The 18,584-nt window shown below is 44.3% G+C and carries 19 protein-coding genes; 3 read left to right on the forward strand and 16 right to left on the reverse strand.

The window, feature by feature from the left end; all coding sequences use genetic code 11:
* Window positions 1-18: 18 nt before the first annotated feature.
* The 4 genes from M1K46_RS11130 to M1K46_RS11145 all read right to left on the reverse strand — a co-directional run bounded on the left by M1K46_RS11130 (window position 19) and on the right by M1K46_RS11145 (window position 3,657).
* Entirely contained in the window at window positions 19-1,209 is a 1,191-nt protein-coding gene (locus tag M1K46_RS11130) for a M14 family metallopeptidase (RefSeq protein WP_091004673.1), read from the reverse strand.
* 114 nt (window positions 1,210-1,323) lie between these two features.
* Window positions 1,324-2,301, reverse strand: coding sequence for an ROK family glucokinase (locus tag M1K46_RS11135; RefSeq protein WP_256226038.1), 978 nt, complete (start codon window positions 2,299-2,301; stop codon window positions 1,324-1,326).
* 27 nt (window positions 2,302-2,328) lie between these two features.
* The gene (locus tag M1K46_RS11140) at window positions 2,329-2,520 is read right to left on the reverse strand and encodes a YqgQ family protein (protein ID WP_053357887.1); all 192 of its coding nucleotides are present in this window, start codon (window positions 2,518-2,520) and stop codon (window positions 2,329-2,331) included.
* A gap of 96 nt (window positions 2,521-2,616) precedes the next feature.
* Window positions 2,617-3,657, reverse strand: coding sequence for a M42 family metallopeptidase (locus M1K46_RS11145; RefSeq protein WP_256226041.1), 1,041 nt, complete (start codon window positions 3,655-3,657; stop codon window positions 2,617-2,619).
* 137 nt (window positions 3,658-3,794) lie between these two features.
* On the opposite strand from M1K46_RS11145, the gene M1K46_RS11150 reads away from it, so the two are divergent.
* On the forward strand, window positions 3,795-4,661 hold the full coding sequence (locus tag M1K46_RS11150) for a hypothetical protein (RefSeq protein WP_256226045.1): 867 nt from the start codon (window positions 3,795-3,797) through the stop codon (window positions 4,659-4,661).
* On the opposite strand, the gene M1K46_RS11155 is transcribed toward M1K46_RS11150, so the two are convergent.
* The 10 genes from M1K46_RS11155 to M1K46_RS11200 form a co-directional block, all read right to left on the reverse strand.
* The gene (locus tag M1K46_RS11155; protein ID WP_091004661.1) at window positions 4,642-5,385 is read right to left on the reverse strand and encodes an HAD family hydrolase; all 744 of its coding nucleotides are present in this window, start codon (window positions 5,383-5,385) and stop codon (window positions 4,642-4,644) included. The two genes, M1K46_RS11150 and M1K46_RS11155, sit on opposite strands and share 20 nt — an antisense overlap.
* Before the next feature lie 28 nt (window positions 5,386-5,413).
* Window positions 5,414-5,590, reverse strand: coding sequence for a hypothetical protein (locus M1K46_RS11160; RefSeq protein ID WP_156316364.1), 177 nt, complete (start codon window positions 5,588-5,590; stop codon window positions 5,414-5,416).
* Between the two features lie 44 nt (window positions 5,591-5,634).
* Entirely contained in the window at window positions 5,635-6,252 is a 618-nt protein-coding gene (locus tag M1K46_RS11165; RefSeq protein WP_256226047.1) for a molybdenum cofactor guanylyltransferase, read from the reverse strand.
* Window positions 6,243-7,034: a DUF92 domain-containing protein gene (locus tag M1K46_RS11170; protein ID WP_256226048.1), complete on the reverse strand. Its 792-nt coding sequence runs from the start codon at window positions 7,032-7,034 to the stop codon at window positions 6,243-6,245. The genes M1K46_RS11165 and M1K46_RS11170 overlap by 10 nt, the downstream gene beginning before the upstream one ends.
* Window positions 7,034-7,603, reverse strand: a complete 570-nt coding sequence (locus M1K46_RS11175) for a 5-formyltetrahydrofolate cyclo-ligase (RefSeq protein WP_256226049.1) — start codon at window positions 7,601-7,603, stop codon at window positions 7,034-7,036. The genes M1K46_RS11170 and M1K46_RS11175 overlap by 1 nt, the downstream gene beginning before the upstream one ends.
* Before the next feature lie 250 nt (window positions 7,604-7,853).
* Window positions 7,854-8,003: a 50S ribosomal protein L33 gene (gene rpmG / locus M1K46_RS11180; protein ID WP_007202187.1), complete on the reverse strand. Its 150-nt coding sequence runs from the start codon at window positions 8,001-8,003 to the stop codon at window positions 7,854-7,856.
* 119 nt (window positions 8,004-8,122) lie between these two features.
* Complete coding sequence (locus tag M1K46_RS11185; RefSeq protein ID WP_256226051.1) at window positions 8,123-10,090, reverse strand: glycoside hydrolase family 15 protein; 1,968 nt, start codon at window positions 10,088-10,090, stop codon at window positions 8,123-8,125.
* 6 nt (window positions 10,091-10,096) lie between these two features.
* Window positions 10,097-12,508 (reverse strand): sugar phosphate nucleotidyltransferase, encoded by a 2,412-nt coding sequence (locus M1K46_RS11190; RefSeq protein ID WP_256226052.1) that lies wholly within the window; start codon window positions 12,506-12,508, stop codon window positions 10,097-10,099.
* Window positions 12,509-12,522: 14 nt separating this feature from the next.
* On the reverse strand, window positions 12,523-15,300 hold the full coding sequence (locus M1K46_RS11195; RefSeq protein WP_256226053.1) for a 1,4-alpha-glucan branching protein domain-containing protein: 2,778 nt from the start codon (window positions 15,298-15,300) through the stop codon (window positions 12,523-12,525).
* Between the two features lie 13 nt (window positions 15,301-15,313).
* Window positions 15,314-15,979, reverse strand: coding sequence for a DUF4912 domain-containing protein (locus M1K46_RS11200; RefSeq protein WP_256226054.1), 666 nt, complete (start codon window positions 15,977-15,979; stop codon window positions 15,314-15,316).
* 396 nt (window positions 15,980-16,375) lie between these two features.
* Here M1K46_RS11200 and M1K46_RS11205 point away from each other — a divergent pair, with 396 nt between their 5' ends.
* Together M1K46_RS11205 and M1K46_RS11210 are read left to right on the forward strand one after the other, a co-directional pair.
* A complete protein-coding gene (locus tag M1K46_RS11205; protein ID WP_053357876.1) occupies window positions 16,376-16,570 on the forward strand; it encodes a hypothetical protein in 195 nt (64 codons plus the stop codon).
* A 21-nt stretch (window positions 16,571-16,591) separates the two neighbouring features.
* Window positions 16,592-17,050, forward strand: a complete 459-nt coding sequence (locus M1K46_RS11210) for a hypothetical protein (RefSeq protein WP_256226055.1) — start codon at window positions 16,592-16,594, stop codon at window positions 17,048-17,050.
* Window positions 17,051-17,115: 65 nt separating this feature from the next.
* Here M1K46_RS11210 and phoU read toward each other — a convergent pair whose 3' ends face one another.
* Together phoU and pstB are read right to left on the reverse strand one after the other, a co-directional pair.
* The gene (gene phoU / locus M1K46_RS11215; protein WP_062234963.1) at window positions 17,116-17,775 is read right to left on the reverse strand and encodes a phosphate signaling complex protein PhoU; all 660 of its coding nucleotides are present in this window, start codon (window positions 17,773-17,775) and stop codon (window positions 17,116-17,118) included.
* 21 nt (window positions 17,776-17,796) lie between these two features.
* The gene (gene pstB / locus M1K46_RS11220) at window positions 17,797-18,576 is read right to left on the reverse strand and encodes a phosphate ABC transporter ATP-binding protein PstB (protein WP_062234960.1); all 780 of its coding nucleotides are present in this window, start codon (window positions 18,574-18,576) and stop codon (window positions 17,797-17,799) included.
* Window positions 18,577-18,584 lie beyond the last annotated feature (8 nt).

The raw sequence follows: 18,584 nt of genomic DNA on the forward strand, positions 1-18,584 counted from the left end.
GCTGGTTTCTCCGCTTCTTTACATGTACAGACTGGCCAGAAATATACCAAGCGTATCTTTATAAATTTCCTGGAATTGCGAAAGAGGAAGCGGATTTACACCGATCCCCAGTTCGATAGTAAAACCCGGTTTGCGAAACTCCTGTATGAACCAGTCTTTGTATCCCGCGTAACTGTCTACGTAGCGGACTGCTTTATAGCCGCTTACACGTTCGAATTCTTCGGCGATCTTTTCGGCTTCATCCGGTTCTTCCTTCTCAAAGCCCCAATAAAATTCTTTCCCTTGGGTGTGAAGAGCGATAACACGGTCAAAATTTTCGTCGACCGTCAGATTGGCTATCGCCTTCGCTTCGGGCTCGGAAAGCGGATAATCTCCCGGATAATCTCTTGGAGCCGGTTCTGCCGGCTTTCTAGCTTTTTCGATCTCCCACCGTGCCGGAAGCTGGTTGTTTAAATCCACTCCCCTGATGTTGGCCTTCCAGTCTTTAAAATTGGGATGCTGCTTGTTTAAGGTTTTGACCAGGCTGCGGTACGGCTCTATATCGGGCGGACCCTGCAGGACGAGATCGACACCATCAGGATCGACCATTGGAACGGCTGACAGCGTCGCTGATTCGTACAAAGGCAGCATATTGATTCCCCGGATGGGTGTATTATTTGTCAGCGCCAACAAGTAATCGTTTAAAAAAACCATCAAGATGCCGGTCGTTATCCATTCATTTGCATGAAAAGAGGCATTCACGTGCACCTTCTTTCGCCCTCTTCCGCATTTCAGCTGAACAAGGTCTTTTTTTAATACCGATTGTCCAAAACAGTCAGAGCGAATGAAGGGATAAAGAGAGCATAAACGCTGAAGATCGTATTTCAGAACACTATAATCATACGGCACACCGACTGAAACGACACGGTGTACCGCTCGCTCCGGAACATTCACGACCATTCCCTCTTTGAGAAGCTGTGCATTATTTTCCTGATTCAATATAAACAAGCCATCTAAAGAGACATTGTATCTCCTAGAGAGGGAATGGAATGTGTCTCCTTTTTTTACCGTATGCTCATGATGAAAATAGCCGGGAATGAGCAGCGAAGATCCGGGCAGCAAATATTCGGGATCCGTTTGCAAGTTGGAATCCAGCAGCAGCTGTAAGGGGAGTCCAAATAATTGGCTGTAATAAGAAAACGTATCTCCCTTTCTTACCGTTATTTTCATAAGCTCCTCCTCATCATGTAACCTCTACCTTTCAGTGTATTCATACAGAAGTTAAGTCATGAATGAAAAGAAAAAACCATGCTGAGCATGGTCTTTAAAAAAACTATGGATCGTTTATAAAATAGTTTCCTCATGCAATTTTTTCGCCATCCAGGCTCCCCCGTATACACCTGCATCGTTTCCTAGTGAAGCAATAGCAAATTCCGCTCCTTCTTTTACACGCGGAAGTGCAAACTTATCAAAGTTTTGTTTGACAGGCTGAAGGATTTTATCTCCAGCTTTTGATACTCCGCCGCCAAAAACAATTTTCCCTGGATTGATCGCATTCCCAAGGTTCGCGATCATAAAACCGAGGTGATATCCCACGAGCTCCAAGACATACAGCGCCAGCTCATCCTTCTTATCAGCAGCGTCAAAAACATCCTTAGACGTGATTCCATCCTCTTTTTCCTGTTCTTTTTGAAGGATGGAATCCGGATATTTTTCCAAACCTTCACGAGCAAGGCGGCATATGCCTGTAGCAGATGCTATGGTTTCAATACACCCGGTTTTGCCGCAGTTGCATGGTGCACCACCTTCAGGAATGGCTGTAATGTGCCCGATCTCTCCTGCCATTCCGTTGGTTCCGTGAAGAATTTTCCCATTGGAGACGATTCCGCCTCCAACACCCGTACCAAGTGTTATACAAAGGAGGTCTTTGGCTCCATCGCCGGCCCCCCTCCACATTTCTCCGACAGCTGCAAGATTGGCATCATTATCTACGACTACAGGCAGCCCTGTCTCCATTTCCAGACGTTCTTTCAGCGGGAAGTTTACCCAGCCGATGTTGACCGCATGGTAGATAAATCCGCGGGACAGATCTATAAATCCAGGAGCTCCCATGCCGATTCCATTGAGCCTGGATTTCTTTTCGCCAAGCTCCTCCAGAACAGAGTCGATGCTTTTCGCAATATCTGTTGTGATATTTTTTCCTTTTTCAGAGATATCCGTTGGGATCTCCCACTTCTTGATCAGATCACCATAGTCGCTGATAAATGCCATTTTAATTGTTGTTCCGCCAAGATCAACGCCTACATACCATTTCTCAATCATAGCTGTCACCCTTTTATATCAATTTTATTAGCTGAATTTTTGATAGTTAGCTTTAATAATCAGCAGTGCCATCTTAAATTCCTGTTGATCGATCAAACCTGAATCGTACAGGGTTCTTAGTTCATCCTGCATCAGCTCAAGATCAGCCATCCGGTGTCCGGTATAAATAAAGATTCCAAATCTCTTTAAGAGCTGCTGCACATCATATAGCGTTTTCATTTTATCACCCTGATTATTATAGCAGAGACAGAAGAAAAAAACCGCTGAAAAGACAGCGGTTTGTTTCTGTTTCTTATGAAAAAATCTTCAAACTCATCAGACGAGTTCAGACTGCATGTAATGAAGCAGCAAAGTCGCCGTATGCCGCAAGGACTGTACGTGAGTGCGTTCATAGGCATGTGAAGCATCGATCCCTGCTCCTACCAATCCGTGCTTAATGTCATAGCCTGCTTTAATGGCCGCCGATGCATCAGAGCCATAAAAAGGATAGATATCCACACGGTAGTCGACACTATGCTCTTCAGCCAGTTTGACTAAATGGTTGCGCAGTCCGTAATGATAAGGGCCGCTGGAATCTTTCGCACAGATCGACACAGTGTACTCATCGGTCGCCTGCCCGTCACCGATCGCTCCCATGTCGACTGCGATATATTCAACCGTCTCTTCTGAAATATTGGAATTTCCGCCGTACCCGATCTCTTCATTGTTTGAGATAAGGAAATTCACAGTATAAGGCAGTTCAATCCTTTGATCTTTAATCACTTTAATAAGATGCATCAATATACCGACGCTTGCTTTATCATCGAGATGCCTCGATTTAATAAATCCGCTCTCTGTAATTTCCACCCTTGGTTCAAAGGATACGAAATCCCCTACCGAGATACCGAGTTTTTCTGTCTCCTCTTTTGTTTTCACCTGCTGGTCGATCCGAACTTCAATATTCACTTCGTCCCTTTTTGCGTCACCCGCATCTTTATAAACATGGACAGACGTCTGATGCATTAGGATGGTCCCTGTATAAATTTTTCCGTCAGTTGTATGTATCTTGCAATATTCTCCTTCGACTGCGTTCCAGCGGAATCCTCCGATCATGGTGAGCTTCAGGCGTCCGCTGCCCTTTATCTCTTTCACCATTGCACCCAGCGTATCCACATGCGCCGTCAGCAAACGATGCTTCGAATCGTCCTTTCCTTTAATTGTCGCGATCAGCCCGCCTTTATGGTTAATGTAATACGGAATGTTTTCCTTTTTCAGGAAATCGCTCACATAGGAAATCGCGTGATCTGTATAGCCTGCTGGGCTTGGAATACTGACTAAGTCACTAATATTCTGAAGTATTTCTTGTTCATTGATCATGATGTGCCTCTCTCCTATAATCGTCTAGTTCTTCACTATAAGAATTTCTTTCCTTCTCATTAAATTCCTTCTTCTTTCTTGAGCCGGCTATGCATAAACATGGAACAACAGTCTGTCCAGCGGGGTGGTTAATTCCTATGAAAATGAGAAATTGGCTTGGTGTCGTTCTGCCTGTTTTTTTCGCAATACTCTTTTTTATGTATTATTTTGGCAGGGAACCTGTCAAAGAAAGTATCATCTTTTTTCCCATAGACACCCAAGTAACCTTCACAAAAGCAACGACGAATGTCACTTTGGGCGGCTCAACTGCTGAAAATTATACACTCAATTGGGATGTATCATCTGAAACGAACAAGCCTGCCTATCTTCGGCAAGATATTTCCATGCTGTATGCGAACGGTGTATTAACAAGCACGATGAACAAATGGGAACAAGACACCAGAACACTTAATCAGTCTAAAAAAGTGCCTGGAGGGAACGATCAATTGTCTCAGAGTGTCAGCTATCACTATGCTGAAATTCATAGAAATGAAGACACCTATCGCAGCGCCCAGGCGATGAGCAAAAAAAATCTTTATGTCTATCACAAAGGCAGCTCCTTCTCTTCTTTCCAAAACCCAAAGAACAGCAGTGAGCGATCTGTAAAAACCAAATTGGATGTTAAGACCTATCCATTTCTTCAGCAGACCTGGAGCGGGGCCAAACAGTTCTACAATGTGAACGGCGCGAATTACAATGCTGTGGCACTAAACGATCTGCCCCAGTACCAAAACAGTCCGCTCCCTGGTTTCACACAAGACCAGACGAATAAAATTATCGGCAACCTGTGGGAAGGACTGTATAAAAATTATTTTCTCGGTGTCAAGAAAAGCAATGGATCCAAAGTGGACCCCATCGGCAGCAGCATGCCGCTTATCCTGTTCAGCAAGGATAAGACCCATTTGATGGTTCTGTTTAAGCTCAAGGACGGAGAGTATATCCAGCTCATTCAATATACGAGATAAGAAGCTGATTCAGTTCAGAGACCGAAGCAGCTCTTCTGTATTCCAAATGACTGCCTTGTGTTTTCGGCTCACTCCTTCTTGTAGTGAGCCAGACCGCTTTCCATCCGGACACGGTGGCAGGAAAAATATCCTGGTCCCAAGAATCACCGACATAAAGAGGATTGCTGCAATCCGTTTTCTCTTGAATCTTTTCAAATATGGCGGGATTGGGTTTTTGTACATTCATCTCGTCAGATATAAAGACATGTTGAGGCTTTATCCAGTTCGTAAGGTTTAAGGCCTCTATTTTATTTCTCTGAACCGTTTTCTCTCCATTGGTAATGATGCCCATCAACATTTTACGATCACAAAGTTCCTGTAAGATTTGTGAGACCCCTGCATACAGCTTACAATACGATGGGATGTACGTTCTGAGACGTTCTTCAAAAACAGCAGCAGCCCTATGGGATCCTGCTTGCAGTCCGCATGCCTGCAAAGAAGTTATAAATCTTTTGTTCTGATACGCGGTACGGGAAAGATCACCGCACTCATAGCCAGCCCAAAAATGGTCGCAGTATGTTTTGAAAATTTTAAACCAATCCAGTTCAATATTCACTTTGGTGCACCCTACTATCATCCGTTCCCCATACATTTCTGAGAAGCTTTGCATAGCGGCAAGCCCAAAAGCACGGTCATAATCAAAAAGGGTATTATCAAGATCAAAAAAGATTCCGTTTGCTTTCATACCAAAAAGAAGAGGCGCGAACAGCGCCTCAGAACATTTCCTTCATAAATTTATCACGCAAACCCGGAAACGACATCATTCGGCCAACCGCGAATCTTCGGAGCAAAGGCACTCCCAGTATGACATTGAGCAGCCGATATCTGTACTGATAACCTATCAGGATCAAGGCAACAACAAGGGCAAGCTTGAATATAAATCTAGTCACAGAGCATTCCTCCTTGCTCTTACTTTTTGCCATGATTGTGCAAATTATTCCCTTAGCCCTTTTTCAATATAAAGGGAGTAATCTTCCTGTGTATTAATATTTATAAAATCATGTGGATTCCAATCACCGCAGAGTTCATCGATGTACTTCGTATTTACAGATTGCAGCAAGCCATGCATGCTCCTCTTCCCTTCAGTAAGAAGCTGGGATATGACCGGTTTGCAGCTCTTATGGTAAAGTGCGGCAAGCGGCTGCTGGCGTTCTTTCACGACAGGCACAACTGCCTGAATTCCCGGAATACTCAACGCAGCGGTTAAAAGGATCTCATATATTTCAGTTCTCATGAGAGGCATATCACACGTGATGACCACGTACCAGTCAGCTTCCTCTCTGATGTTCATCGCCGTAAGAATTCCCGCCAGCGGCCCTTGTCCTTGCAGGTATGGAAGGTCCTGGATCACCATTGCAGATGAAGCTGACAGTTTATGGGCGATGGATGGATGCGCAACGAGATAAACAGAGGATACAACAGGTTTCAAACAAGAGACAGCCCGTTCATAAAAATATTCACCATCATAACGAGCAAATGATTTATGAATGGGAAAACGGGATGATTCTCCTCCGGCAAGTACTACACCCGTACAATTCATTTTCATAACCATAGGATAAGCACCCCTGCTGCTAGCCCTGCAGCTGCACTGGAAACAAAATTCACGGCATTGTTTGTGACGGCAGGCGAGCCTTTTAGTTTGCTGCATTTTACACCGCAGTGATCCGCCTCTTCCACTTCAATTCCACATACCTTACATCGGTAGGAAAGTTGAATTGTCCCGCCGATCAGAGTATCGAGAACATTGCCCAAAAATCCGGCAATGCCCACAGCCAAGAAGACGATAATGGCCCGGCTTCCATGAAAAAACATCATTGCCCCTGCCACACTGATCACAAAAGAACCCAGTACGGCTGCCGTGAGCCCACGGGGAGACACCGCGCCCGATATTCCTCTTTCTACTCTTTGTCTCCGGAGGATATGATATGGTTTTGCTCTAGAGAGGACTCCCACTTCAGAAGCCCACGTATCAGCTGCGGCTTCTGCCAAACTGCCGAGCAAGAGAAGCAGCCAAAAAGGATGTGGAAACATTAAATAGCCTGCTCCTGCAAAAAACGCGCCGCCTCCATTCGCAAAGACCTGTCCCGCATCTCTCCCTTTTGATTCTTTTACGATCGTTCTCATCTGCTGCTTTTTCACTTTTCCCCATTTACTTAAAAGTGAGGAGCTGATAAAGAAAAGAAGGAGCACGCTCAGCCCGTTGAAACCAAAAGCCCCATAAACAACCATACCCATTCCCCAGCTGGCAAATGCTCCGCTCAGTGTGAGCATTTTAAGTTTAAAGGACGCAAAAACAAAGCAGCCCAGGATGATGCCAAAGACGATCCATCCCATCAAAATTCCGCCTTATGAACACCTAGATTTGTTACAATCCATTGGACAGGAATATCGAACGGTTCAACAGGTATCGAATGTGAGAGCTGAAAGTCGAAAGCCAAAGAAACCGTATTTCCGTCATAGGATGCCAGGTACCTGTCATAAAATCCGCCCCCAAAACCGATGCGGTAACCTTCTGGACTAAAGATCAAGCCAGGTACGATCATCAACTCGATATTATCGGCAGAAGATAGCTGAGTATTGGAACGAATCGGTTCATAAAGGTCCATGTATACATTTTCCAGGTCCTCAAAAGAGGTGATCTTATAAAAATCCATCGCCCTCTCCCCATCAGTGCTGCACTTTGGAACACTTACTTCTTTTCCTTCGACCCATGCTTTTTTTATAATCTCCCGGGTATCTACTTCAAATCCCCTCGAAATCGTAATCCCGATATGCTTCGCGTTCGACCATAACGGCATGTTGAATAACTGCCTGGCAATATCTTTACTCTTCGTTTTATGTAACGTTGAGTCCAGAGACAGCAGTTTGTTTTTCATTTCTTTTCTTAAGTTCTTCTTCTCCATACCGCATCTCCTCTTAAAAATCATTCTCATTCTTATTTTACCAGTTACTTATCTAACAGCAACTGTATACTGACTGTTATTCCCTGCATCAAAACTTCCTCCATAAAGCAAGGACTGCCGTTATCACTCCCTTTAAAGCTATGTGCTCATTATAAAAGGAAGTAATGAAGAAGTGATGAAGAGAAAAAACGCAAATAAAAAAGCCACCTAATCCCATGTCTACCAAGGATTTAGGTGGCTTTTCCTTACATTACTTCGTTTCACGGTGCAATGTATATTTTTTTAGTCTTGGGCTGTACTTTTTAAGCTCTAAGCGCTCTGGGTTATTACGTTTGTTTTTCTTCGTAATATAGTTGCGATCACCAGTTTCAGTGCAAGCAAGAGTGATGTTTACACGCATGTATTTTCCCTCCAAACCTTAACCATTACAAAAATGGCGTACTGCTTTGATTGATTTGTTTCCAAATTAATTCATACTTTAATATAATACCAGACACATTTAATTTCAGCAAGTGCATTTTATTCAAGACGTTCATAAGCTTGAATATAATCGACAACGACATCCACGAAGGTCGCGTGGGACCATGTTAATGGGGCGACGGACAGCGGTTCACCAGAGAATGGATGCAGCTGCTCAGGCAGAACTCCGCTTGAAAATGCGTGGGAGACCACCCAGTGCAAGTATTCCCTGCATTGCTTGAGGCCGTTCCGGTCAACGGCTGCAGCAATTTTCCATTTCGCAAGCCACAGTGTACAGATTAGCCAAGGATTGCCTGGCACCTTCTCCACTTCATGGGTCTGCTGAAAATAATAATCGTTAAAATACCTTGCGATTCCGCCAATCGGTGTTTTGATATACAGTTCCCGCTCAATTGCCTCCATCGTAGACTGCACTCTTTCATCATTGGCGGAAAAAACACCGAATGCAAACAAGCCGTACATGCTGCTTTCTATCGTATAATCTTTCGTTATTTCCCGATTTTCCTCGTTCAAGTAAATTCCCCTGAGGAACCGGCCGGCTTCTTGATCGTAAAGATGGTTCTCCATTCCTTTTTTTACGCGCTCTGCTCCCGCTTTGTACCTTGCAGCCCTGTCATCTTCCCCAAATAAAAGAGCAAAAGAGTGAGCTGCCATCAAACCGCCGTAAACAGCTGAGCACGTAAACGAAAAGATTCCCCTTCTTTCTTCCCACAAGTCATAGGACGGATTGGGCAGATCAAGCTCCTCATCCATGAACTGAAGAAGAAAACGGGCACCCGGCCTTATAAGCGATCGGTAAAGAGATTGGGCAAATTCGATATCCCCGGTCTCTTTATAGTGCTCCCAAAACGCCCATAATACGAGTGCCGTTTCATCCTCTTGTATCGGCAGCTGTTCTTTCCCGTCTTTTCCGACAGTCGGATGCCAGCTTGAACCGATCGAGCCGTCTGGATTGTATTTATGGTGCAGAAAACCTTCTTTTGTCAGCACCTCTGCACACCTTCTATAGAAATTTTTCACCATCCCCTGATAGCCGGCTTTGGCGATTGCCGCTGCCACAAGTGCACCGTCCCTCGGCCACATATAGCTGTAATGATCCCGGTTATATTGCTGGATGTCAGAATCATTGGCAGCCATGATATAGCCATTTTCATTAGTCTGAGTCCGGACAATGAGCAGGCTCCGTTTATACAGAGCTAAAATCTCTTCCTCCAGATCTGTATCTGGCAGCGGTGATTTATTCGCCCATCTCCTCCAGTAGATCATGATCTTATCAATAGTCAATGATGGTCCGATTTCTTTGATGTATTCGTTCAGTGCAAGGATCTCTTCCCTGTTCCTCCCAATGGTCATCCAATAAAAGGCTTCAACGGTTTCTTCTCCTCGAACTTCATGTTCCACAGAAAAGGTGCTGTCTACAGATCCCTGGGCGATCGGATTAATGTGCAGCGATCCATCCTCGGCATCCTTCCATGTTCCTTCAGCGCTTTGGAACCGTTTGATTCCTGTCGTATACTGTGATATGCCATTATCTCCAAAAAGAGCATTAAACAAAAAATAGCGATTCTTTTTGTAATGGATAATAGACCTTGAATCCGGGGCGTAAAAAGCAGTATCTCCAACCTCTGTCTCATAAATATTTAAATCCTGATGAAAAAAGAGCCGGATTTTCTTTTCCTTCTTCGAGGTGTTCGTCACTTTTATTCGGCGCAAAAACATATTTTCACGCTGATGAACACCGTCTTCAAATACAAGGCGAATGCCCATCTGTTTGTTTTCAGCCGTACAGCAGGTTACAAGAGAATCTTTATGATAGTCCGTATGGACGCTCCAGTGTTCCGAAGACAGCCAGGAGAAATGGCCATCTGTCCATATCCCCACTCTGTTTGCGTGTCCCTGTACGTGATTTTGCTGTCCGACATAAGGATAATAAATGTCTCTAATCTGAAGGTGCTGATCAATGTTTACGAGAATTTTTCCGTTTCCGGCTACAAGCTGCCTCGGCATGATCCATTAAACCTTCTGATACAGCCGGATTTTATCGATGAACTCAGCTGCAGCTTCTTTCGCCTGATCCATGTTCGATCCCTGCGAATACACAGTGAAGACCGGCTGTTCTACATCCGGAAGAATCAGTGTCCAGCCGCCTTCAGGATGAAAGACTTTGATGCCGTCGACGAGTTCCACATTATTATCACGGATATCCTCCATAAGCTTTCTCATGACTTTTCCCTTTTTATCCCATGGACAAGGAACATACTCTCTCAGCATATTCACATTTGGCAGCAACCCTACTAGTTCTGACAGTGTGATCTTCTGGGTAGCCATCATCTCCAGGATGTGAATGAGTGCATACTGGGCGTCGTACTGAAAATTCATCACCCCGCTGCCGACTTCCATAATGGATCGAGGATTGGCTTTCGTGCGGATGAGCCTTCCGTTCAAACGGCCGGCCAGGCTGTCAAGGTCAGAAGAACCATAGACCGGGATAGCCATTTCGTTTTGTTTTCCTTCGTAAAACGTCACGAGAACATATAGAGAAAGCATCGTTTCCTCATCGAGCAGTTTTCCAGACTCCGTGATCAGGCTGAGCGTTTCTCCGGCCTCACCGACAAGAATCCCAATATTGGCATTCGTCACTCTGACAAAGGAAGCCATTTCCTCAGGTCCCGTCTCAGATGGAACGGTCAAGAACTCACAATCCAATTTATGGAAAAGGATAGGAATAAAGCTGAGATACGGCTGGTGATTATAGTTTACAACGATTCGAAACTTTGAATTTCTGATTCTTTTTTTATTGACGGTCTGTAAAAGGGCTTCAATATACTCTTCGTTTTTATAATTGTTGTAGGTACTTTTGCCGATCATGTCAAAAGCGGCACGTCGGTAATCTTCTTGCCAATAAGCATTCTCGATCTTCCGTTCCTGATCAGGATGGATCGGCAGGCCTTTGTGGTCATAGAACTCGATAAACACTTGCTTTTCTCCGCCTCTGTTTGAAAAACGGATGTAGACACCGCCTTGAAGATTATCCATCTCAATCGCAAAACGGACGACAGGAGCTACCGTAGGGCTCGTATCAAGAGTATTTACCCCAGATGACAACAATCCCTGGATGAAGGCCTGTTTAATCATTCCGGAGAAAGAATGAGAATCACTGGCGATCGCGATGTTGGAACCGTGAGGCAGCACAGCTCCATACGCAGAAGCAAGTCTTGCGATATAATCAGGTGTGATCTCTACATTGGCGATCCCTGAGACCCCGCGGCTGCCGAACAATGACTTGGTTGCTTTTCTTCCCCAGATCAATGAAGTATGCACAAGTGCTTCATCGTAGATCTCTTTTTCCGGCCAGATTTTCACTTCCGGCTTTATAGTGGAGCGTTTTCCGATCTTGCAATGATTGCCGACAACAGCATGCTCGTAGATCGTTGCTCCCTGCTCGACCATCGTTCCATTTGCAATGGTTGCACCCCTCAGCTCGCTTTCGGATCCCACATAAACATCATGCCAAAGAATGCTTTTCTTTAATGACGCTTGAGAAGAAATGACATTATTCCGGCCAATGACAGAATAGCTTTTTATATCCGCTCCTGCCCTGACGACTGTTCCATCCGCAATATGTACCGGCCGTTCCAGTTTTGCGCCGTCTTCAATGACAACATTGTTCCCGACCCAGATTCCCTGGTCGATCTCATGCCCTGAGAACGGCAGGTTGACAAGGCCATCCAGCATGTCGCGGTGTGATTGCCGGTACTGATGCAGGCTTCCGATATCCGACCAGTAGCCTTCTGCCGGGTAGCCATACAATGGCCGCTCTTCTTTCATCAGGAGAGGGAACAAGTCTTTGCTGAAATCCGTCTGAAAATCCTTCTCCATATATTGAAAAATTTCCGGTTCGAGGACATAAATGCCGGTGTTGACTGTATCGCTGAATACTTCATTCCAGCTTGGTTTTTCAAGGAAACGGATGATCTCTCCGTTCTGATTGGTCATGATCACACCGTATTCAAGCGGAGATTCGACCTGTTTCATAAAGATCGTAACGAGGGCGTCCTTTTCCTGATGATATTGGATTCCCTTTAGTAGATCAAAATCCGTCAAGGCATCACCGCTGATCACGATGAAGCGCTCATCCAAGAAATCTTCTGCGTTTTTAATGCTCCCTGCTGTCCCTAGCGGCGTCGTTTCCTCAAAATAATGAAGGTTAACGCCAAAGTCACTGCCATCTCCAAAATAATTTTTGATGGCCTCTGGCATATAATGCAGCGTTACTGCGATATCCGTGATGCCATATTTTTTCAGCAGCTCAATGCTGTACTCCATTACGGGTTTATGCAGCAGCGGCACCATTGGTTTAGGCAGATTGCAAGTCAGTGGACGAAGACGGGTTCCTTTTCCCCCAGCCATTATTACACCTTTCATTTATACACAGCCCCTTATACCGGATTTTTTTCTAAACATTGTTCATACAATGCGCTTGTTTGTTGAGCAATTTCTTTCCAGTTAAATACGGTTTCCGCTTCTCTCTTGCCGTTGATGGCGAGAGTGCGCCGTAAATGTTCATCTTGAGCAAGCGTCAGGACTGCCCATGCCAGACTTTCCGGATTGCCGGGATAGATTTTCAGCCCGGTCTCTTCATGGCGGATAATGTCTCTCAGTCCGCCCGTATCTGAAACAACGGTTGCTTTTCCTGCCACCATCCCTTCCAGGGCAACAATGCCGAACGGTTCATACAGGCTCGGAAATAACGCAATATCGCATTCCGACAGGATCCGGTTTCTGTCATCATCTGATACAAAACCGGTAAAAGTAACGTAATCTTCAAGTCCCTGCCTATGAATTCGATCGCGGTATTCATCCAGCATCGGACCTTTGCCGGCAATCATAAACTTGATGTTGCCCATCCTCTGTTTGACCAGATGTGCAGCTTCGATTATGGTCTGGAATCCTTTTTCTTTTACTACACGCCCTACTGAGAAAACAAGGATTTCATGGTGCTCTTTAAAACGGAAACCATCCAAAACCTCTTCTGTCTGAATTAGTTCAGGATCAACCCCGTTTGGAAGGATATGAATCTTTTCTTCAGGTAACCTGAACACCGCGGCAACTTCTTTTTTCATATATGGGCTGCACACGATGACTAGGCTCGCTTCATAGCAAAGTTCCCACTCTTTTTGATTGATCTCATATTGAAGGGCGTTATGAATTCCATTGTTGCGGCCATGTTCGGTCGCATGGATCGTTGCGATCAGCGGGATATTCAGTTCCTGTTTTAATCCTTTAGCGGCCACACTGACAAGCCAGTCATGGGCATGAATGCAATCAAAATCAATTTTTTTGGAAAGTTCTCTCCCTTGATCGGCGATCGCAAGGTTCAGGCTGCCCGTCCAGTGGAAGAACTCCTCGGTCTGAGGCTGATTGGACCTTACTCGATAAACATATATTCCCTGGTTGATCTCATAGTCAGGGTAACCGTCTACATGGCATGTGACGACATGGACCTCGTGGCCTTGTTTAACAAGCGTTTTGGCTAGATCAAATACATGACGGGCGAGCCCGCCGACTACCATTGGCGGAAACTCCCAGGATAGCATAAGGATTTTTCGTTTTTCTTGTTCAGGCTTCTGGTTGTAATGCTGCTGTATATAGAGGTCATGCGGAGTTTCAAAATAACTTGTATCAATACTTTTTAAAAATGGGAAATCCTTTTCAAAAGCTTCGATTGATGCAGTATTATTTGGAGTTTGCTGTAACAGTTCCTTGATGGTATGGAATCGTTCAATATGGGTTTTAAAACGCTCATTGGCATACTGTGCTGATGTTTCATTATCAATGATAAATGCCCAGTCTGAGCTGGCAGCCAGCATCCATTCCCTAATCAACTGTTGAACGTAGCGTTTTGTAACAGGTGTGAGCGGCGAGTGCAGCGCAACGGCTGATATGATCTCTCTTTCACATTTATGCAGATGCCGGTACATCCACGCATTCTTCTCATTTAACCAGACTTCTCCGTATTCATTGCGTCCCCAAGTTGAAAAAGAAGCGTGTACAGTTTCAAGGTCACGGTAATGGCGGCTTATAAATTCAGATGGAGTAATCCATTCTACTCTCCCGGCACTTGCCTGCTGAAACGCAGAGATCCAATCTGTACCCTCGAACCACCAGTGCCCGAACAATTCAGCATCAAAAGGTGCCGTAATAAGATGAGGAGGGAAGCATTCGTCTTCCTTTTCTCTGAGCCGGGTTTCTATCGTCTCTGTAAAGTGCTCTGCGTGCTGTCTTATTTTTCCTTCTGCCCATTCACGGACATAGATCTGTTTATCTTCGACGGGACCTGTGATCCGGTGATATTTCAGACCGGTATCGATCCTGATTCCTTCTGGATGGATATGAGGAAGGATATAATCAAGCTCCCTGTTATAGGCGATATCCCGGTAAAATTCACGGTAGTCTACATCACCCGGATAACCGTTAACCGAACTCCATACTTTTCCGGATATTTCGCGGTTTCTTGGAAATAGTGCCACTCCATGCGGCGAGTAGACGGGGGAACCGATGCCTCGTGCAGATTTGGGGCTGCTGTTCAGGAGCGTTTGTTCATCGACAAATGTGTACAAGATCCCTTTCTGATGGAGCAGCTGATCGATGCCGGGAGTGTACGCACACTCCGGGAGCCAGAATCCTTTAGGTTTTTCACCGAAATGATGTTTAAATGTTGCGATACCCATATCGATTTGAGCATGTAAGGCTTCATGGGTCTGAACGTAAGGTAAGAACGTATGTGTAGCCGCTGTTGTGAAGCATTCGAGTGCTCCCGCCGAATGGTAATGTTTAAAACCATTGAGCAGATTCTGGTTCCATTTAAAAAATGTGTCCCGAATGTTCTTATAACGCTCACTGTAAAATTGGATGGCTTTCGCTTCGTCTTGATCGAGAGTGCGAAGTTTTTCTTTTTTAATGAGATTTTCAGTACTATCCAGATACTCCAAATATCTTCTTTGCAGTACAGGGTCTGCCAGCATTTCCATCACCGGCGGCGAAAAGGAAATACTCCAGGTGAAGCCTTCAGGCTGACGCTCAAGCACCCAAAGCAGTGGGATGTAGGTCTCTGTCATTGCTTCGAACACCCATCGTTCTTCAAGCCGGTTAGCCTCTCTGTGCTTTACGTAGGGAAGATGGGCATGCAGTATAAATGTGAAATAGCCACTTTTCATTGATTTAGAGCTCCTATCTGATTTTTTGATAGTATGAATAACTGCTGAAATTTTCCATCCATTCTGGTACATCAGCGTTACCATTCTTCCAGTTCATAACGCTCCCGGTACGGTGTTCATTTGACTGGTCCCTTGGTGTCTCTACAGGATTAGATCTAAGCACTGTGAAGAAGCTTCCATCAAACGTCCTTGTTCCTACATCAATGACATAGGTACGATCAGGTTCCAAGTGCTGGATAAACCAGTTGTTGGTCATCTCAGGGATCTCGATTTCAAAGTTTCGGTGTGCGTTATGACCCTGGAAGATGATATCTGTTACATCATAGATTTTCATTCGTTTAGGCAGTTCACTCCAGGGTGTTCTGAAGTGATGTTCAACCATCTTTTGCTTCATGGACGAAATACTCCAGTATACATAAATACTCGTTGGGGACTGAACCATGGCAAACAAAGTATCTTCGTCAAATTCGTATGGCATCACCCACTGGATGCTATGCTCCTGTTTTGGAGGATCTTCCAGAATCAGTTCCTCTGCATTCTCCTCTTCCCTCACTTTTCCAGCTTCTTGCCGATACTTGTTCCACCGGTATTGCACTTTGCCGAGTGAGAGGTTCATCTTTTCGGCGATCTGCTGAAGGGTAAGACCCTTTTCCTTCATTTTAACGATCTCATTAATCATTTTTTTCACCCCGGTCGTTTAGTTAAACATTGGTCTATTACATCTTGCAGAATAGTATTTATATGCCTCCCTATTAATTTGAAGTAATCGTATCATCACAAAATTTTTTTCACAATAAACGGAAATTGTAGAAAAATGTAGATTGCTTAGCATGTCTGATAGAATAAGCTTTGTAAATTTTTTGAAACCGTTTGCTTTACAAACTATTTACTGAATAGTATTAAAAATCGTCATTTTTCTACAAATCTTTGAGCAGAAGCAGCAGTTTGCTAAATAAGAGGCCGAAGGGGATGTCGAAACACCGCAAAAACTTCGACAATTTGGCGAAAAATCTACTCTTCACATGAATACTATGGTATAAAAATAAGTGGTATGTTTTTATAAGAGGAGGATACAATGGAAATTATCATTTTTTCCCTATTGGCATTAGGAATCATTTTACTCGTCATCTCGTTCCGCAAGGACAAAAGCAATAACCTGGAAGTACAGCTTGAAAACTTTTCGATTCAATTAATGAAAGAAATGTATCAAGTAAAGAAAAAGCTTAAAGTGCTTGAAGATGAAATGATGATCAACGAGAAAGCTAAATAAATTAATTACGAGGGATTCATGATGACAAATAATACATTAAGAGGTTTCTCAGCCGGGATGATCCTGGCTACAGGATTAATTGCAGGAGTTTACTTTACACAGGCTCCTCCGGAGAAAGAAGCCGAATTAAATGACAATATAGTCAATACATATCTACACTCCAAAAATATGACGGCTATTACCACCGAAGAACTTCAAACCCTCAAAGCAAGCCGGGCAGCTGCCGCTCCAAAAGCGAGTGAGCCTGCTACTGAGGCGAAACCTGCAGAAAAAGTAGTCTACAACACTACTTTGCACGTTTCAAGAGGAATGAGCACAGGAGAGGTTTGTGACTTCCTTGAAAAAGAGAAGATCATCAAGGACGGAAAATCGTTCCTTAAATATCTCCGCAGCCATAAGCTTGAAGGGGAAGTCCGGTTTGGAAGTTATAAGGTGAACAGCAAGATGAATTTCAAAAAGCTTGCTGACACCCTCACCTAATACACTCATTAACAAAATACAAAAAAAGGGGGGCCAGCTTAACTGCTGACTCCCTTTCTGTTGTGCTATTCATTTAAGCCGTAGCGTTTTCCCTTTACGAGATATAAGATGTTTTCAGCGATATTCGTCGCATGGTCTGCCGTTCTTTCAATATAGCGGCATACGAAAGACAGCTGGGTGATCTGAGCGAGAGAATCTGGATGCTGGGTCATCAGCTCTAACAGCTCCTGAATAATCTTTCCATACAGTTCATCGACGGAATCGTCGGTATCAGCAAGGTTTTTCGCCAGTACTATATCTTCGTCAACATATGCTCTGATGGAATCTGAGAGCATGCCGATCGCGATATCAGCCATCCTCGGAAGATCTACGAGTGGTTTGATCAGTGGTTTTTCACCGATTCGAATCGTTGATTTTGCGATATTGACGGCAAAATCAGCCATGCGCTCCACATCGGAAGAGATCTTAATCGCGGCAATGATTCTGCGCAGATCTGAAGCCACTGGTGCCTGCTTGGCGATAAGGAGGATTGCTGCGTCATTGATCTCATCTTCGAGCTGGTTGATCCGCTGGTCATTTTCAATTACCTCAAGAGCTTTATCCACATTTTGTTCCTTTAACGCTTCCATGGATTCTTTTAATGCGTACTCTGTTAATTCACCGATTTCAACGAGCATTTCTTTAAGTTCATTCAATTGGATCTGAAAGTTTTCACGTACCACCATTTTTCGTCACTCCTCTTCTTATTATCCAAAACGTCCGGTTACATAGTCCTCTGTCCGCTTATCTGAAGGAGCGGAAAAGATTTTGCTCGTCAGATCGTATTCAATCAGTTCACCCATCAAGAAGAATGCCGTACGGTCAGAAACCCTTGCCGCCTGCTGCATGTTATGGGTAACCATAACAATGGAATAGTTTTTCTTCAGCTCAAGAGCGAGTTCCTCGATTTTTATAGTTGAGATTGGATCGAGTGCAGATGTTGGTTCATCCATCAAAATGACATCCGGCTTGGTGGCAATGGCTCTGGCAATACATAACCGTTGCTGCTGGCCTCCTGACAAGCCTAAAGCAGATGTATTTAGCCGGTCCTTCACTTCATCCCACAAAAACACATCTCTTAATGAACGTTCTACAATCTCATCCAGTTTCCCTTTTTTCTTTACCCCATGAATTTTGGGTCCGTAGGCTACATTTTCATAGATTGACTTTGGAAAAGGATTGGCTTTCTGGAACACCATACCGACTTTTTTTCTCAAATCGACAAGGTCCACCTTTCCATTGATTAAGTTATGATGGCCGTAATTAATTTCACCGGACATCCTGACTCCCGGGATATTCTGGATCATTAGGTTCAACGTTTTGATAAACGTTGATTTCCCGCATCCCGATGGTCCGATGATTGCTGTTATCTCATTATTGTAAATCGTAAAATCGATATCTTTCAGTGCCAGATTTTTTCCGTACCACAAATTTAAATTCTTGATATCAAAAACCATTTTCTCTGCTGCCAATACTGCTTGTCCCATCATTATCC

This window comes from Fictibacillus sp. WQ 8-8, from assembly GCF_024494405.1.
Classification (GTDB): Bacteria; Bacillota; Bacilli; order Bacillales; family Fictibacillaceae; genus Fictibacillus_C; species Fictibacillus_C marinisediminis.

Excerpts from the sequence above, each read along its gene's own strand:
- M1K46_RS11170 (WP_256226048.1), bottom strand. The coding sequence starts at position 7,034 with ATGGGATGGATCGTCTTTGGCATCATCCTGGGCTGCTTTGTTTTTGCG.
- M1K46_RS11130 (WP_091004673.1), bottom strand. The coding sequence starts at position 1,209 with ATGAAAATAACGGTAAGAAAGGGAGATACGTTTTCTTATTACAGCCAA.
- M1K46_RS11165 (WP_256226047.1), bottom strand. The coding sequence starts at position 6,252 with ATGGTTATGAAAATGAATTGTACGGGTGTAGTACTTGCCGGAGGAGAA.
- M1K46_RS11155 (WP_091004661.1), bottom strand. The coding sequence starts at position 5,385 with ATGAAAGCAAACGGAATCTTTTTTGATCTTGATAATACCCTTTTTGAT.
- M1K46_RS11190 (WP_256226052.1), bottom strand. The coding sequence starts at position 12,508 with ATGAAAGGTGTAATAATGGCTGGGGGAAAAGGAACCCGTCTTCGTCCA.
- M1K46_RS11145 (WP_256226041.1), bottom strand. The coding sequence starts at position 3,657 with ATGATCAATGAACAAGAAATACTTCAGAATATTAGTGACTTAGTCAGT.
- M1K46_RS11140 (WP_053357887.1), bottom strand. The coding sequence starts at position 2,520 with ATGAAAACGCTATATGATGTGCAGCAGCTCTTAAAGAGATTTGGAATC.
- M1K46_RS11175 (WP_256226049.1), bottom strand. The coding sequence starts at position 7,603 with ATGGAGAAGAAGAACTTAAGAAAAGAAATGAAAAACAAACTGCTGTCT.
- M1K46_RS11150 (WP_256226045.1), top strand. The coding sequence starts at position 3,795 with ATGAAAATGAGAAATTGGCTTGGTGTCGTTCTGCCTGTTTTTTTCGCA.
- phoU (WP_062234963.1), bottom strand. The coding sequence starts at position 17,775 with ATGGTGGTACGTGAAAACTTTCAGATCCAATTGAATGAACTTAAAGAA.
- M1K46_RS11195 (WP_256226053.1), bottom strand. The coding sequence starts at position 15,300 with ATGAAAAGTGGCTATTTCACATTTATACTGCATGCCCATCTTCCCTAC.
- M1K46_RS11210 (WP_256226055.1), top strand. The coding sequence starts at position 16,592 with ATGACAAATAATACATTAAGAGGTTTCTCAGCCGGGATGATCCTGGCT.
- M1K46_RS11135 (WP_256226038.1), bottom strand. The coding sequence starts at position 2,301 with ATGATTGAGAAATGGTATGTAGGCGTTGATCTTGGCGGAACAACAATT.
- rpmG (WP_007202187.1), bottom strand. The coding sequence starts at position 8,003 with ATGCGTGTAAACATCACTCTTGCTTGCACTGAAACTGGTGATCGCAAC.
- M1K46_RS11205 (WP_053357876.1), top strand. The coding sequence starts at position 16,376 with ATGGAAATTATCATTTTTTCCCTATTGGCATTAGGAATCATTTTACTC.
- M1K46_RS11200 (WP_256226054.1), bottom strand. The coding sequence starts at position 15,979 with ATGATTAATGAGATCGTTAAAATGAAGGAAAAGGGTCTTACCCTTCAG.
- M1K46_RS11185 (WP_256226051.1), bottom strand. The coding sequence starts at position 10,090 with ATGCCGAGGCAGCTTGTAGCCGGAAACGGAAAAATTCTCGTAAACATT.
- pstB (WP_062234960.1), bottom strand. The coding sequence starts at position 18,576 with ATGGGACAAGCAGTATTGGCAGCAGAGAAAATGGTTTTTGATATCAAG.